The 13,363-nt window shown below is 74.9% G+C and carries 14 protein-coding genes; 13 read left to right on the forward strand and 1 reads right to left on the reverse strand.

All coding sequences use genetic code 11. The annotated features are described in order from the left end of the window. The first annotated feature begins 17 nt into the window (after positions 1-17). From ACQP60_RS03330 to ACQP60_RS03355, 6 genes are all read left to right on the forward strand, one after another. On the forward strand, positions 18-797 hold the full coding sequence (locus ACQP60_RS03330; RefSeq protein WP_429728801.1) for a ribonuclease HII: 780 nt from the start codon (positions 18-20) through the stop codon (positions 795-797). Beyond that, positions 794-1,093 carry a DUF2469 domain-containing protein gene (locus ACQP60_RS03335; protein ID WP_013838354.1) on the forward strand — a complete coding sequence of 100 codons (300 nt, stop codon included), beginning with the start codon at positions 794-796 and terminating at the stop codon, positions 1,091-1,093. The genes ACQP60_RS03330 and ACQP60_RS03335 overlap by 4 nt, the downstream gene beginning before the upstream one ends. A gap of 156 nt (positions 1,094-1,249) precedes the next feature. After that, positions 1,250-1,609, forward strand: coding sequence for a YraN family protein (locus ACQP60_RS03340; protein ID WP_429728403.1), 360 nt, complete (start codon positions 1,250-1,252; stop codon positions 1,607-1,609). After that, positions 1,609-3,144, forward strand: coding sequence for a YifB family Mg chelatase-like AAA ATPase (locus tag ACQP60_RS03345; protein ID WP_429728404.1), 1,536 nt, complete (start codon positions 1,609-1,611; stop codon positions 3,142-3,144). The genes ACQP60_RS03340 and ACQP60_RS03345 overlap by 1 nt, the downstream gene beginning before the upstream one ends. 244 nt (positions 3,145-3,388) lie before the next feature. Further along, positions 3,389-4,630, forward strand: a complete 1,242-nt coding sequence (dprA, locus tag ACQP60_RS03350; protein ID WP_429728405.1) for a DNA-processing protein DprA — start codon at positions 3,389-3,391, stop codon at positions 4,628-4,630. Between the two features lie 309 nt (positions 4,631-4,939). Continuing rightward, a complete protein-coding gene (locus tag ACQP60_RS03355) occupies positions 4,940-5,887 on the forward strand; it encodes a tyrosine recombinase XerC (protein ID WP_429728406.1) in 948 nt (315 codons plus the stop codon). A gap of 68 nt (positions 5,888-5,955) precedes the next feature. On the opposite strand, the gene ACQP60_RS03360 is transcribed toward ACQP60_RS03355, so the two are convergent. After that, positions 5,956-6,627 (reverse strand): murein hydrolase activator EnvC family protein, encoded by a 672-nt coding sequence (locus ACQP60_RS03360; RefSeq protein ID WP_429728407.1) that lies wholly within the window; start codon positions 6,625-6,627, stop codon positions 5,956-5,958. Positions 6,628-7,200: 573 nt separating this feature from the next. On the opposite strand from ACQP60_RS03360, the gene rpsB reads away from it, so the two are divergent. From rpsB to ACQP60_RS03395, 7 genes are all read left to right on the forward strand, one after another. Then, on the forward strand, positions 7,201-8,109 hold the full coding sequence (gene rpsB / locus ACQP60_RS03365) for a 30S ribosomal protein S2 (RefSeq protein ID WP_429728408.1): 909 nt from the start codon (positions 7,201-7,203) through the stop codon (positions 8,107-8,109). Between the two features lie 115 nt (positions 8,110-8,224). Next, positions 8,225-9,064 carry a translation elongation factor Ts gene (tsf, locus tag ACQP60_RS03370; RefSeq protein ID WP_429728409.1) on the forward strand — a complete coding sequence of 280 codons (840 nt, stop codon included), beginning with the start codon at positions 8,225-8,227 and terminating at the stop codon, positions 9,062-9,064. A gap of 241 nt (positions 9,065-9,305) precedes the next feature. Continuing rightward, positions 9,306-10,064 (forward strand): UMP kinase, encoded by a 759-nt coding sequence (pyrH, locus tag ACQP60_RS03375; RefSeq protein WP_429728410.1) that lies wholly within the window; start codon positions 9,306-9,308, stop codon positions 10,062-10,064. 74 nt (positions 10,065-10,138) lie between these two features. Then, positions 10,139-10,696: a ribosome recycling factor gene (frr, locus tag ACQP60_RS03380; protein WP_429728411.1), complete on the forward strand. Its 558-nt coding sequence runs from the start codon at positions 10,139-10,141 to the stop codon at positions 10,694-10,696. A 104-nt stretch (positions 10,697-10,800) separates the two neighbouring features. Next, positions 10,801-11,592 (forward strand): phosphatidate cytidylyltransferase, encoded by a 792-nt coding sequence (locus ACQP60_RS03385; protein WP_429728802.1) that lies wholly within the window; start codon positions 10,801-10,803, stop codon positions 11,590-11,592. 9 nt (positions 11,593-11,601) lie between these two features. Then, positions 11,602-12,789: a dual-specificity RNA methyltransferase RlmN gene (rlmN, locus tag ACQP60_RS03390; RefSeq protein WP_459980294.1), complete on the forward strand. Its 1,188-nt coding sequence runs from the start codon at positions 11,602-11,604 to the stop codon at positions 12,787-12,789. Continuing rightward, on the forward strand, positions 12,786-13,337 hold the full coding sequence (locus tag ACQP60_RS03395; protein WP_429728413.1) for a DivIVA domain-containing protein: 552 nt from the start codon (positions 12,786-12,788) through the stop codon (positions 13,335-13,337). Before rlmN ends, ACQP60_RS03395 begins: the two co-directional genes overlap by 4 nt. The last annotated feature ends 26 nt before the right edge of the window (positions 13,338-13,363 follow it).

Consider the following 13,363-nt stretch of genomic DNA (forward strand, 5'->3'; position numbering starts at 1 on the left):
AGCGGCGGAGCCCCACCCTGCGCCAGGAGCGCGCGCTGCTCACGGGCGGGGCACGGCTGGTCGCGGGCATGGACGAGGTCGGCCGCGGTGCCCTCGCCGGACCCGTGAGCGTGGGCGTCGTCGTCGTCGACGCGGCGACGCGGACCGCGCCCCAGGGCCTGACCGACTCGAAGCTCCTCACCCCGGCGGCGCGGGTCGCGATGGTGCCGCAGCTGCAGCGCTGGGGCGTGGCGTGGGCCGTCGGGCACGCGGGGCCCGCCGAGATCGACGCGCACGGCATCGTGGCGGCGCTGCGCCTCGCCGGCCGGCGGGCGCTCGCGCAGGTCCGCCGGACGTGCGGCGACGTCGACGTGGTGCTGCTCGACGGCTCGCACGACTGGCTGAGCCGTGGCGACGTCGACCTGTTCGAGGCCGCGGCGCTCGATCCCCTCGGGCCCGAGTCGCCCGAGCCCGGCGTGCGCACGCTCGTCAAGGCCGACCTCCAGTGCTCCTCCGTCGCGGCCGCGAGCGTGCTGGCGAAGGTGGAGCGCGACGGCCTGCTCGTGCGCCTCGCGCGGCAGTACCCGGCGTTCGCGTGGGACCAGAACAAGGGCTACTCGGCGCCCGCCCACCTCGACGCGCTGCGCCGGCTCGGCCCGACGCCGCAGCACCGGCGGTCGTGGAACCTGCGCGCCCTGGCCGACGACGGCGCGGGCGGGGGCGACACCGGTGGTGCCGGTGCGCTGCCCGGCACGCCCGTGGGGACGCTCGACGTCCGCCTCGCCGACGTGGCACCCGATGGGAGGATGGCCCCGTGAGCGCCGAAGACCTCGAGAACTACGAGACCGAGATGGAGCTCGCGCTGTACCGCGAGTACCGCGACGTGGTGGGCCTGTTCTCGTACGTCGTGGAGACGGAGCGGCGGTTCTATCTCGCCAACCAGGTGGACCTGCAGGTGCGCTCCGCGGCCGGCGAGGTCTACTTCGAGCTCCGCCTGGCCGACGCCTGGGTCTGGGACGTGTACCGCTCCGCGCGGTTCGTGAAGTCGGTGCGCGTCGTGACGTTCAAGGACGTCAACGTGGAGGAGCTCGCGAAGGCCGAGCTCGCGCTGTAGCAGCGATCGCCCGGACCGGTTCGTCGGACGGTCGACGGCGCCCGTAGGCCCCGAGCCCGCCCCCAGCTCCACCCGCATCGCCCCCGTCCACAGGTGCCGGTCCGCGGGGCTCCGCCGCGCCGTCGGCGCGCGAGGCTTCCCCGCGGAGGTGGTTCGATGCGGGCGAAGGACGCCGTCGGGCGGTACGGGGAACGGGTGGCGGCTCGCCACGTCGAGGCGCAGGGCCTGGAGGTGCTCGAGCGCAACTGGCGCGGCACGGGCGGCGAGCTCGACCTCGTCGCGCGCGACGGTGACGTGCTCGTCGCGATCGAGGTGAAGACCCGGCGCGGCACCGCGTTCGGGCATCCCGCGGAGGCGGTGACGCCCGCCAAGCTGTCCCGCGTGCGGCGCCTCACGGGGCAGTGGCTGGCCGAGCACCGGGCCGTGCGCTGCCGCGAGATCCGGGTGGACGTCGTCGCCGTGGTGCTCCCGCGGGCGGGCGCCGCGCAGGTCGAGCACCTCGTGGGGGTGTCCTGATGGGGCTCGGCACGACGGCGGCCGTCGCTCTCACCGGTCTCACCGGGCACGTCGTGGAGGTGCAGGCGCAGCTCGCGGCGTCGGTGCCCGGGTTCACGCTGGTGGGGCTGCCGGACACCGCGCTGAACGAGTCGCGCGAGCGCGTGCGGGCCGCGGTGCTCTCGACGGGCATCAAGTGGCCGCACCGCAAGATCATCGTCAACCTGTCGCCGGCCTCGCTGCGCAAGTCCGGCTCGTCGTTCGACGTCGCCATCGCCGTCGCGGTGCTGGCGGGGGACGGCGTGGTGCCCCGGGCGGGCCTGGACCGGGTCGTCCACCTGGCCGAGCTGGGCCTGGACGGCCGTCTCCAGCCCGTGCGCGGCGTGCTCCCGGCGGTGGCCGCGGCCGTCGAGGCGGGGTGCCCCGACGTCGTGGTTGCGACCGGCGACGCGGACGAGGCCCGGCTGGTCCCCGGGGCACGCGTCCACGCCGCGTCGAGCCTCGCGGAGGTGGTGCTGCTGCACGGGGGCGAGCTCGCGGACCCTCCCGTGCTCGACCCGGTCCGGGCGGCACGGCAGACCGTGGTGCGCCGGTCGGCGGGAGACCTCGCGGACGTGGTGGGGCAGGTGCAGGCCCGGATGGCGCTGGAGGTGGCCGCAGCGGGCGGGCACCACCTGCTCCTCGTCGGGCCGCCCGGCGCGGGCAAGACCATGCTCGCCGCCCGCCTGCCGGGGATCCTGCCCGACCTCACGCCGTCCGAGGCCGTCGAGGTGACGTCCGTGCACTCGGTGGCCGGGACGTTCGACCCCGGCAACGGCCTGCTGACCCGCCCGCCGTTCGAGGACCCGCACCACACCGCCACGCCGGCGGCGATCGTCGGCGGGGGCAGCGGCCTGGCCCGGCCCGGTGCGGTGTCCCGCGCGCACCGCGGAGTGCTGCTGCTCGACGAGGCGCCCGAGTTCCCGTCCCGCGTCCTGGAGACGCTGCGCCAGCCGCTCGAGCAGGGCGAGCTGGTGCTGCACCGGTCCGGGGGAGCGGCCCGCTACCCGGCGCGATTCCAGCTGGTGCTGGCCGCGAACCCCTGCCCGTGCGGGATGGCGTCCGTGAACAAGGGGTTGGACTGCTCCTGCACCCCCATGGCGAAGCGGCGGTACTTCGGTCGACTGTCGGGGCCGCTGCTCGACCGGGTCGACCTGCAGGTGGAGGTCCTGCCCGTGACACGGGCGGACCGGACCGCCCGGGCGGAGGGCGAGTCGTCGGCGGTGGTCGCGGCCCGGGTCGCGCAGGCCCGGGCCGCGGCACGCGAGCGCCTCGCCGGCACGCCCTGGACGACGAACGCGGAGGTGCCCGGACGGTGGCTGCGGGAGCGGTCGCGCGACCCGGGCGTGCTACGGCCGATCGAGCAGATGGTCGACCGCGGTGTCCTGAGCCTGCGCGGCGCGGACCGCGTGCTGCGGATCGCGTGGACGCGCGCCGACCTCGCGGGCCGAGCCGCGCCGACGGCCGAGGACGTCTCGACGGCCGTGACGATGCGCACGAGGGGGAGCCATGCGTGAGCCGGACGGAGGGCTGGGTGTGTGCCAGGTCGCCGAGCAGATCGTGCAGCCGGTCGCTGAACGAGGCACTGAACGAGGCACCGGACCAGGCACGGGACCGGGCACCGGACCAGGCACCGGACCAGGCACCGAACGGGGCACGCGGCCGGTCGCGGCGCCGGGCGCTGCGCCCGTCCCGGCACCGGCCACGAGCGGTGCGCGCGCCGCGGGCACCGGCGGGCCGTCCTTCGCGACGGACGACCCGGTGCTCTCGCGCGCCGCGTGGAGCAGGCTGGCCGAGCCGGCCGACGCGGTGGCGGGAGCCCTCGTCGCGCACCTCGGTGCGCCGGCGGCCCTCGAGTGGGTCGTGGACGCGGTCCGTGACCCCGCGCGCGCCATGCGAGGGCAGGCCCTCGAACCGTTGGGCACCCGGGTCGCCGCCGACCGACTGATGGAGGGGGTGGCCCGGTGGGCACCGCGGCTCGACCGGCTGGACCCGCGGCGGGAGCTGCGCGTCCTCGAGCGGTTCGGGGGCGCCCTCCTGGTCCCGGGGGACGCGCGCTGGCCCGCCGGGCTCGCCGCGCTGGGTGCGGAGGAGCCGTTCGCGCTGTGGGTGCGCGGCGAGCCGGACCTGGCGGCGCTCGCGGAGCGATCGGTCGCGCTCGTCGGGGCGCGGGCGTCCAGCGCCTACGGGGACCACGTGGCGGCGGACCTCGCGGCCGGCGTGGCGGACCGGGGCTTCTCGGTGGTGTCCGGGGGCGCGTACGGCATCGACGCTGCCGCCCACCGCGGCGCGGTGGCGGGTGGGGCACCCACGGTGGCGGTGCTCGCCGGGGGCGTCGACCGGTTCTACCCGCCGGGGAACCAGGACCTCCTGCGGCGGCTGGCCGACGGCGCCGGCGCGGTCGTGAGCGAGGTGCCACCGGGATCCGCACCGTTCAAGCAGCGCTTCCTCGCCCGCAACCGGATCATCGCCGCGGTGTCGTGCGCGACGGTCGTGGTGGAGGCGGCATGGCGCTCCGGGGCCCTGTCGACCGCACGTCATGCGGCACGGCTGCTGCGCCCTCTCGGTGCCGTCCCGGGGCCGGTGACCGCGGCCACCTCGACCGGGTGCCACGCGCTCCTGCGCGACGGAGCCGCGGTCTGCGTGACCGACGCCGCCGAGGTGGCCGAGCTCGCCGGGCCGTACGGGGGCGCCCCGCCGGAGGAGGACTCGCGCGAGAGGGCTCCCGCACCCGCCCGGGCTGCGCGCGCCGTCTCGCGGCGGCGGGTCCCTGCGGAGGTCGAGGCCCTCGGTGAACGCCCCCGTCAGGTGTGGGACGCGCTACCCACCCGGGCGTCCGCCGGACTGGACGCGCTGGCACGCACGGCCGGGCTCGCGCCGGGGGAGCTGCTCGCCGGGCTCGGCGCGTTGGAGCTGCACGGCCTCGCCGCCCAGGAGGGCGGCCGCTGGCGTCGGGTGCGGTCCGGCGCCCGTGGGGAGGGGAGCGGGACGTCGCGGAGCTGAGGCGGTGGCGCCGCGATCGGCATGCGCCGGTGAGGCGTGGTGGGGTACGCGGACCGACGAACGCGGCCGGAGCCCGGCCGGCGGGTCGGGAGGACACCGGGCCGGCGGGTGTCCGAACGGTGGCTGGAGTGTCGGCGTCGGTCGGTGAGGTCGCGGGGAGGCCCTCGACACGCGTGGGTCGTGGGGTGGCCGCCGGTCGCGGACGCCGTCGAGACGCGTGGGTCGTGGGGTGCTCTCCGGTCGCCGGACGCCGTCGACACGCGTGTCGCCTCACCCGTGCGGCGACGCCTCAGGGGCACACTGACCTGGATGGACACCGATCCGGACCTGCCGCCGTTGCCGGCGCCGCTCGCCGAGGCGCTGGCGCGTTTCGACGAGCACCTCGAGGTCCAGCGCGGGCACTCGGCGCACACGCGGCGGGCGTATCGCGCCGACGTCGGGTCGCTGCTGCGGTACGCGGTGCGGCACGGCGTCGACGGGCTGCCGGGGGTGGACGTGGGGGTGCTGCGTGGCTGGCTGGCCGCACAGTCCGAGCGCGGCCTGGCCAGGGCGACCATCGCGCGTCGCGGCGCCGCCGCGCGGACGTTCCTGCGGTGGGCGTACCGCGTCGGCCTGGTGCAGGCGGACCCGACCGCGAGGCTGGCGAGCCCGAAGGTGTCACGGACCCTGCCGACGGTCCTGAGCGCGGACGCCGCCGCGACGCTGCTGGACACCGCCCGCGAGGTGGCCCACACGGCAGAGCCGGACGACCGCCCGGCCGCGCTGCGCGCCTGGGCGGCTGCGGAGCTCCTGTACGGCAGCGGCATCCGCGTCGGCGAGCTGGTGCAGGTCGACGTGCCCGCCGTCGACCTCACGGAGCGGCTCGTGCGCGTGCTCGGCAAGGGCGGCAAGGAGCGTATGGTCCCGTTCGGGGTCCCGGCCGCCCGCGCGGTGTCCGAGTGGCTCGCGCACGGCAGGCCCGCGCTCGTCCAGCCGGCCTCCGGGGCCGCGCTCCTCCTGGGGGCCCGCGGGGGTCGCTGGGGCCAGCGGCAGGTCCGCGACGCCGTGCACCTGCTCGCTGCGCGGGCGGGCGTGGACGACGTCGCCCCGCACGCTCTGCGGCACTCCGCGGCGACGCACCTGCTGCAGGGCGGCTCGGACCTGCGGTCGGTGCAAGAGGTGCTGGGGCACTCCGACCTCGGCACCACCCAGCGGTACACGCACGTGGACGACGAGCGGCTGCGGAAGGTGTTCGTGCAGGCGTTCCCGCGCGCCTGAGCGGTGCTCCGCGACTCTCCCGCCGGTCACCTCCGTCGGCACCGACCCCCGCTCACGGACTCACGCGCTCACGGACCGCCGGGCAGCAGCACGATCGGTGGGGCCTCGCCGAGCAGGGCGAGCGGGTCGAGGTAGACGTCCCCGCGCAGGACGCCCCAGTGCACGCACCCGGCGGGCGCACAGTGCCCCGGCCCGGCGTCGAGGGTGCCCACGACGTCCCCCGCGGCCACCGGGTCGCCGAGACGGAGGGAGGTGGCGACGGGCTCGAACGTGGACCGCAGCCCGTCGGCGTGCGCGACCACCACCACGGGCTTGCCCGCCACCCGTCCGGCGAACGACACCGTTCCCGCGGCGGGGGACCGCACCGCCTCGCCGGCCGTGGCGGCGAGGTCGACCCCGCGGTGGCCCGCGCCCCACTCCTCGGCCGGCGGATCGAACGGGTGCACGACGTCGCCGGGCACGGGCCGGGTCCATCCAGCGCCCACGGGGAGCTCGGGGAGCTCGGCCGGCGCCGGCGCCGCGCCGGCGAGCGGCGCTGCGCCCAGGAGGACGGCGACGCCGACCGCGAGGAACCCCGCGAGGAGCCCCGCGAGGAGCGTCGCGGGAGGCCTCGCGAACGGACGGGCAGGGCCGGACGCCGCGACCGGTCCCTCGGCGGAGACGCGCGGGGACGCGGTGGGACGACCGGCCTGCGGACGACGGTGCGCCGGCAACGGGACGGCCGACCTGAGAGGCTTCATGGGAGCAGGCTGGCGGAGCCGGTGAAACCGTCTCGCGCGTCGGCGCTGGCGCTGTGGATCGCTCCCGGCGGTCGGCTCCTGGGGGCAGGCTCGGGGCGTTCGCGGTGCGCGGCACGTCGTCCGAGTGGGGCACCCTCGGCGGCGGCGGGCGAGGCGGTGGGCGGGGCGACCGGTGGCCGGCGGCGGGTGGGCGGAGACGCCCGGAACCGTCGGGTAGACTGGCTGCCGCGATCGGCTTGTGCCTCGCCTCCCCGAATCATCCCGGTGGATCCCGTGGACCGTCCTCGACGTCCTGCGGCGCACCGGACCGGGGGAGCGGGTGCGGACCGGTCGACATCGCGCGTCACGTACGCGCCCCGCGACCCGGCAGGGTGCAGGGCGCGGCCGCGTCGGCAGCGGTCCGTCCCCGGGTCACCGGGAACGGTGCCGGCCCGGCGTGACGCCAGGGGTGCCGGGCCCGATGCCCGTCACCGACGAACCGAGTACCGCGACCGGAGACCTGCTCCCAGCAGCCCGGTCGCCTGACGCGCGTGCCGCCCGGAGGATCCGGCGCACGCGGCGAAAGGACGTGTCATGGCCGTCGTGACCATGCGCCAGCTCCTCGAGAGCGGTGTCCACTTCGGGCACCAGACCCGCCGTTGGAACCCGAAGATGAAGCGGTTCATCTTCACGGAGCGCAACGGCATCTACATCGTCGACCTCCAGCAGTCGCTGTCGTACATCGACCGCGCCTACGAGTTCGTCAAGGAGACCGTCGCCCACGGCGGCAGCATCCTCTTCGTCGGCACCAAGAAGCAGGCGCAGGAGCCCGTGGCCGAGCAGGCCGCCCGCGTCGGCATGCCGTACGTGAACCACCGCTGGCTCGGTGGCATGCTCACCAACTTCACCACCGTGCACAAGCGCCTCCAGCGCCTCAAGGAGCTCGAGGAGATCGACTTCGACGACGTCGCCGGCTCCGGCCTGACGAAGAAGGAGCTCCTCGTCCTGCGCCGCGAGAAGGACAAGCTCTCGCGCACCCTGGGCGGCATCCGTGACATGGCCAAGACCCCGTCGGCGGTCTGGATCGTGGACACGAACAAGGAGCACCTCGCCGTCGACGAGGCCCGCAAGCTGGGCATCCCGGTCGTCGCGATCCTCGACACCAACTGCGACCCCGACGTCGTCGACTACGCGATCCCGGGCAACGACGACGCGATCCGCTCCGTCACGCTGCTCACCCGCGTGATCGCGGACGCCGCGGCCGAGGGCCTGCTGCAGCGCCACTCGGGCAAGAAGGGCGAGGCCGACCAGACCGCCGAGGCCGAGCCGCTGGCCGAGTGGGAGCGCGAGCTCCTGGCCGGTGCCGAGGCCGCGCAGGCCGAGGCCCCCGCCGCCGAGGCGACCGAGGCCGCCCCGGCCGCCGAGGAGGCGCCCGCCGCCGCTCCGGCCGTCGAGGAGACGCCGGCCGCCAAGGGCGAGCAGGCCGCCGAGAAGTCCGAGTGAGTCCTCGCGGGCCGGTCACCCTCGGGTGACCGGCCCGCGGACCGCCGCACGACCCACTCCGCCACGACCCCCGACCGGGGCCGGGCGGACCTCGAACCCAGCACGGAGGACATCCATGGCGAACTACACCGCCGCTGACATCAAGGCGCTGCGCGAGCGCACCGGTGCCGGCATGCTCGACGTCAAGAAGGCGCTCGACGAGGCCGACGGCAACGCCGACCAGGCGATCGAGATCATCCGCAAGAAGGGTCTGGCCCGCGCCGCCAAGCGCGAGGGCAACGCGACCACCGAGGGCCTCGTGGCCGTCAAGGTCGAGGACTCCGCCGCCGGCCAGGTGGCCACGATGATCGAGCTCGACGCCGAGACGGACTTCGTCGTCAAGAACGAGAAGTTCATCGCCCTCGCCGACACGGTCCTCGACGCCGTCGCCGCCGCGGGCGCCACCGACGCCGAGTCCGGCCTCGCCGCCCCGGCCGCCGAGGGCACCGTGGCCGACACCATCGCCGCCCAGGGCGCCACGATGGGGGAGAAGGTCGTGCTGCGCCGCGTGGCCCGGCTCGAGGCCCCCAAGGTGACGACCTACCTGCACAAGACGGCCAAGGACCTGCCGCCGTCGATCGGCGTGCTCGTCGCCACCGACGACGCGGCCGAGCCGGTCGCCAAGGACGTCGCGCAGCACATCGCCGCGCTCGCCCCGAAGTACCTGTCCCGCGAGGACGTCCCCGCGGACGTCGTCGAGAAGGAGCGCGAGATCGCGCGCGAGGTCTCGATCGCCGAGGGCAAGCCCGAGGCCGCGCTCCCGAAGATCGTCGAGGGCCGCCTCAACGGCTTCTTCAAGGACGCCGTGCTCGTGGACCAGCCGCTGGCCAAGGACACGAAGACGACCGTCGCCAAGCACGTCGCCACCACCGGCGGCACCCTGCTCGGCTTCGTCCGCTTCCGCGTCGGCAGCTGACGCCTCCCAGCGCTCAGGCCCGACCGCACCGTGCGCGGTGCGGTCGGGCCTTCGCATACCCGCCCGCGCCCGCCCGCTGACGGGGCGGGAGCCGCCGTCCGGTGCCAGGATGCGCGGAGGGCGACACGAGACCATCGGGCGCGCGCCCGACGTGCCGGGCCCGCCGACGGCGGCGCACGGCGGACGCGGAAGAACATGCCGCACGGCATGCGGAACAGACCAGAGAGCGACGGTGACGCACGTGACCGAGACCAACCAGACCGAGCCGACGACCACGACGGGAGAGGCCGCGCCTGCACGCCGGGTGCTCCTCAAGCTCTCCGGCGAGACGTTCGGGGGCGGCAGCGTGGGCCTCGCGACCGACGTCGTGCGGCGGATCGCGCAGGAGATCGGCGACGCCGTCCGTCAGGGCGTGCAGGTCGCGATCGTCTCCGGCGGCGGCAACTTCTTCCGCGGCGCCGAGCTGTCCCGCGCCGGCCTGGACCGGGCCCGCGCGGACTACATGGGCATGCTCGGCACCGTGATGAACTGCCTCGCGCTGCAGGACTTCCTCGAGCAGGACGGCGTCAAGACGCGCGTGCAGACCGCGATCACCATGGGGCAGGTCGCCGAGCCGTACATCCCGCTGCGCGCCATCCGGCACCTGGAGAAGGGCCGCGTCGTGATCTTCGGCGCCGGCGCCGGCATGCCGTACTTCTCCACCGACACGGTCTCGGTCCAGCGCGCCCTGGAGACGCACTGCGACGAGGTCCTCATGGGCAAGAACGGCGTGGACGCCGTCTACTCGGCGGACCCGCGCACGAACCCGGACGCCGAGCGGCTCGAGCACCTCACCTACACCGACGCCCTGGTGCGCGGCCTCAACGTGATGGACGCCACCGCGCTGTCCCTCTGCCGGGACAACGACGTGCGCATGCGTGTCTTCGGCCTCGAGGAGCCGGGTAACGTGACCCGCGCGCTGCTGGGCGAGAAGATTGGCACGCTGGTCACGACCCACTGACGCGCACCAGCCGCACCACCCACCACGCAGCACGACGCAGCACCACGCAGCACGACGACGAGAATGGAGCACCGGTGATCGACGACACCCTCCTCGAGGCCGAGGAGAAGATGGACAGGGCGATCGAGGTCGCCAAGGAGGAGTTCGCGGGGATCCGCACGGGCCGCGCCAACTCGGGCATGTTCTCGAAGATCACCGTGGACTACTACGGCGCCCCGACGCCGCTGCAGCAGCTCGCGTCGTTCAACATCCCCGACGCGCGCACGGTGCTCATCTCCCCGTTCGACAAGGGCTCGATGACGACCATCGAGAAGGCGCTGCGCGAGTCCGACCTGGGCGTGAACCCGTCGAACGACGGCAACGCGATCCGGATCGTCATGCCCGCGCTCACGGAGGAGCGTCGCCGCGACTACGTGAAGATGGCCAAGACGAAGGCGGAGGACGCCCGCATCTCGGTGCGCAACGTCCGCCGCAAGGCCAAGGAGGAGCTGGACCGCATCGTCAAGGACGGCGAGGCCGGCGAGGACGAGGTCACCCGGGCCGAGAAGGAGCTGGAGTCGCTGACGAAGAAGCACGTCGACGCGATCGACGTGCTCCTCGCCGGCAAGGAGAGCGAGCTGCTCGAGGTCTGATGGTGTCCCATCCCCTCGAACCGGGCGAGGACGCGTCCCCGCTCGATCCGGCCACCGGCGGGGCGGCCGGCCCGACGTCGTCGCGCGCCGGCCGCAACCTGCCGATGGCGATCACGGTGGGCGTCCTGCTGCTCGTGGGCGTCGCGGCGTCCCTGTGGTTCCGGCCGGAGCCGTTCGTCGCCGTGGCCGCGGTCGCGGTCGGCGCGGCGCTGTGGGAGCTGCGGCAGGCGTTCGCCCGTCGCGACATCCACCTGCCGATGCTGCCGCTGCTCGTGGGCGGCGCGGGCATGGTGGTCTCCGCCTACACCTCGGGGCCCGAGGCGCTGCTCGTCGCATACGTGCTGACCGTCGGCGCCGTCGTCGTCTGGCGGGTGCTGGACGGCCCGGGGCCGCAGGCGCTGCGCGACTGCGCGGCCGCGGTGTTCGCGGCCACGTACGTGCCGTTCCTCGCGGGCTTCGTCCTCCTGCTCCTCGCGCAGCCGGACGGCGAGCTGCGGGTCGCGCTGTTCATCCTGCTGGCCGTGGCGAACGACACCGGCGGGTACATCGCCGGCGTGACGATGGGCCGCCACCCGCTGGCCCCCACGGTCAGCCCCAAGAAGACCTGGGAGGGCCTGGCGGGCTCGCTCGTCCTGGCCACGGCCGTGGGCGTCGCCGGCGCGGTGCTCGCCCTCGACGCGAGCCCGGTGCTCGGCATCGTGCTCGGGGTTCTCACCGCCGTCACGGCCACCGTGGGCGACCTCGCCGAGTCGCTCATCAAGCGGGACCTAGAATTGAAGGACATGGGTTCGCTGCTCCCGGGTCACGGGGGCGTGCTGGACCGCCTCGACTCCCTGGTCGTCACCGCCCCGTTCGTGTACCTCGTGCTCACCATGGCGCCGTCGACCGCCCTGTAAGGAACCGTCATGCCCCCCACCTCCGCCCGCGCGGCGACGTCCGGCACCGACCTCGGGATCCCCGCGGTCCGGCCGGGCGACGAGACCGCGCCGATGCCCCTGCAGATGGCGCCGCGCCGTCGCGGCAAGCCGCCGAAGCACTTCGCCGACCTCACGCCGGCGGAGCGGGTCGCGTCGATCGAGGAGATGGGGGAGAAGCCGTTCCGGGCCAAGCAGCTCGCGACGCACTACTTCCAGCACTACACGTCCGACCCCGAGCAGATGACCGACCTGCCCGCGAAGACGCGCGAGGCCATCGCGACGACGATGTTCCCGCAGCTCATCCGCCCGACCCGGCGCCTCGAGGCGGACGGCGGCACCACCGTCAAGACGCTGTGGCACCTGTTCGACGACGCCAAGGTCGAGTCGGTGCTCATGCGCTACCCGCACCGCACCACGCTGTGCGTGTCGTCGCAGGCGGGCTGCGGCATGGCATGCCCGTTCTGCGCGACGGGTCAGCTCGGCCTCACGCGCAACCTGTCGACGGCGGAGATCCTCGAGCAGGTGCGCGCGGCGAACCGGTCGCTCGCCGCGGGCGAGATCCCCGGCGGCCCGACGCGCCTGAACAACCTCGTGTTCATGGGCATGGGCGAGCCGCTGGCCAACCCCAAGGCCGTCTTCGAGACGGTGCGCGCGCTCGTGGCGCCGCAGCCCGAGGGCTTCGGCATGTCGGCACGCAACATCACCGTCTCGACGGTGGGCCTCGTGCCGGCGATCGAGAAGCTCACGAAGCTCGAGATCCCGGTGACGCTGGCGCTGAGCCTGCACGCGCCCGACGACGACCTGCGCAGCGAGCTCGTGCCGATCAACACCCGGTGGAGCGTGGACGAGGCGCTCGACGCCGCGCGCCGCTACTTCGAGGTGACCGGCCGGCGCGTGTCGATCGAGTACGCGCTCATCAAGGACATGAACGACCACGGCTGGCGCGCGGACCTGCTGGGGGAGAAGCTCAACGCCCGCGGCCGCGGCTGGGTGCACGTCAACCCCATCCCGCTGAACCCCACGCCGGGCTCGATCTGGACCGCGAGCGACCGTGCCGTCGAGGACGAGTTTGTGGCACGCTTGCGCGGGCACGGCATCCCCACCACGATCCGTGACACCCGCGGGAGCGACATCGACGGCGCCTGCGGACAGCTGGCTGCCGAGGAGGACGAGTGAGCGCACTGTTCAGCACGGTGTCCGCGATGCGCACCGGGTACGACCGCGACGAGGTCGAGGACTTCTTCGACCACGCCCGGCAGGCGTACGAGGGTCGCACCGCGGAGCCCCTGTCGCACGCCGACATCCAGGTGTCGACGTTCGACCTGGTGCGCGGCGGCTACGACACGCACGAGGTCGACGCGGCGCTGGACCGCCTCGAGGCGGCGTTCATCGCGCGACAGCGCGCCGAGTACGTGGCGGCGCACGGCCAGGAGGCCTGGATGGCCGCGCTGGCCGACCGCGCCCGCACGATGTACGGGCGCCTGGGCCGGCCCGACGGCGAGAAGTTCGCGCCGGCCGAGCGCGGCGAGCCGGGCTACGACCCGGACGACGTCGACGCGCTGTGCGACCGGCTCGTCGCGTACTTCGACCGGCAGGAGCCGCTGACCTCGGGAGAGATCCGCTCCGCGACGTTCGGGCGGGCCAAGGGCTCGGACGGCTACGCCGAGGGCCCGGTGGACCGCTTCTTCGCCCGCGCCATCGAGGTGCTGCTCGGGGTCGAGTGACGCCGAGCGCCCCACGGGACCGCGAG

The sequence above is a fragment of the Isoptericola variabilis genome, assembly GCF_050311655.1.
GTDB classification, from domain to species: Bacteria; Actinomycetota; Actinomycetes; order Actinomycetales; family Cellulomonadaceae; genus Isoptericola; species Isoptericola variabilis.

Excerpts from the sequence above, each read along its gene's own strand:
- ACQP60_RS03340 (WP_429728403.1), top strand. The coding sequence starts at position 1,250 with ATGCGGGCGAAGGACGCCGTCGGGCGGTACGGGGAACGGGTGGCGGCT.
- ACQP60_RS03345 (WP_429728404.1), top strand. The coding sequence starts at position 1,609 with ATGGGGCTCGGCACGACGGCGGCCGTCGCTCTCACCGGTCTCACCGGG.
- ACQP60_RS03355 (WP_429728406.1), top strand. The coding sequence starts at position 4,940 with ATGGACACCGATCCGGACCTGCCGCCGTTGCCGGCGCCGCTCGCCGAG.
- ACQP60_RS03360 (WP_429728407.1), bottom strand. The coding sequence starts at position 6,627 with ATGAAGCCTCTCAGGTCGGCCGTCCCGTTGCCGGCGCACCGTCGTCCG.
- rpsB (WP_429728408.1), top strand. The coding sequence starts at position 7,201 with ATGGCCGTCGTGACCATGCGCCAGCTCCTCGAGAGCGGTGTCCACTTC.
- tsf (WP_429728409.1), top strand. The coding sequence starts at position 8,225 with ATGGCGAACTACACCGCCGCTGACATCAAGGCGCTGCGCGAGCGCACC.
- ACQP60_RS03385 (WP_429728802.1), top strand. The coding sequence starts at position 10,801 with ATGGCGATCACGGTGGGCGTCCTGCTGCTCGTGGGCGTCGCGGCGTCC.
- rlmN (WP_459980294.1), top strand. The coding sequence starts at position 11,602 with ATGCCCCCCACCTCCGCCCGCGCGGCGACGTCCGGCACCGACCTCGGG.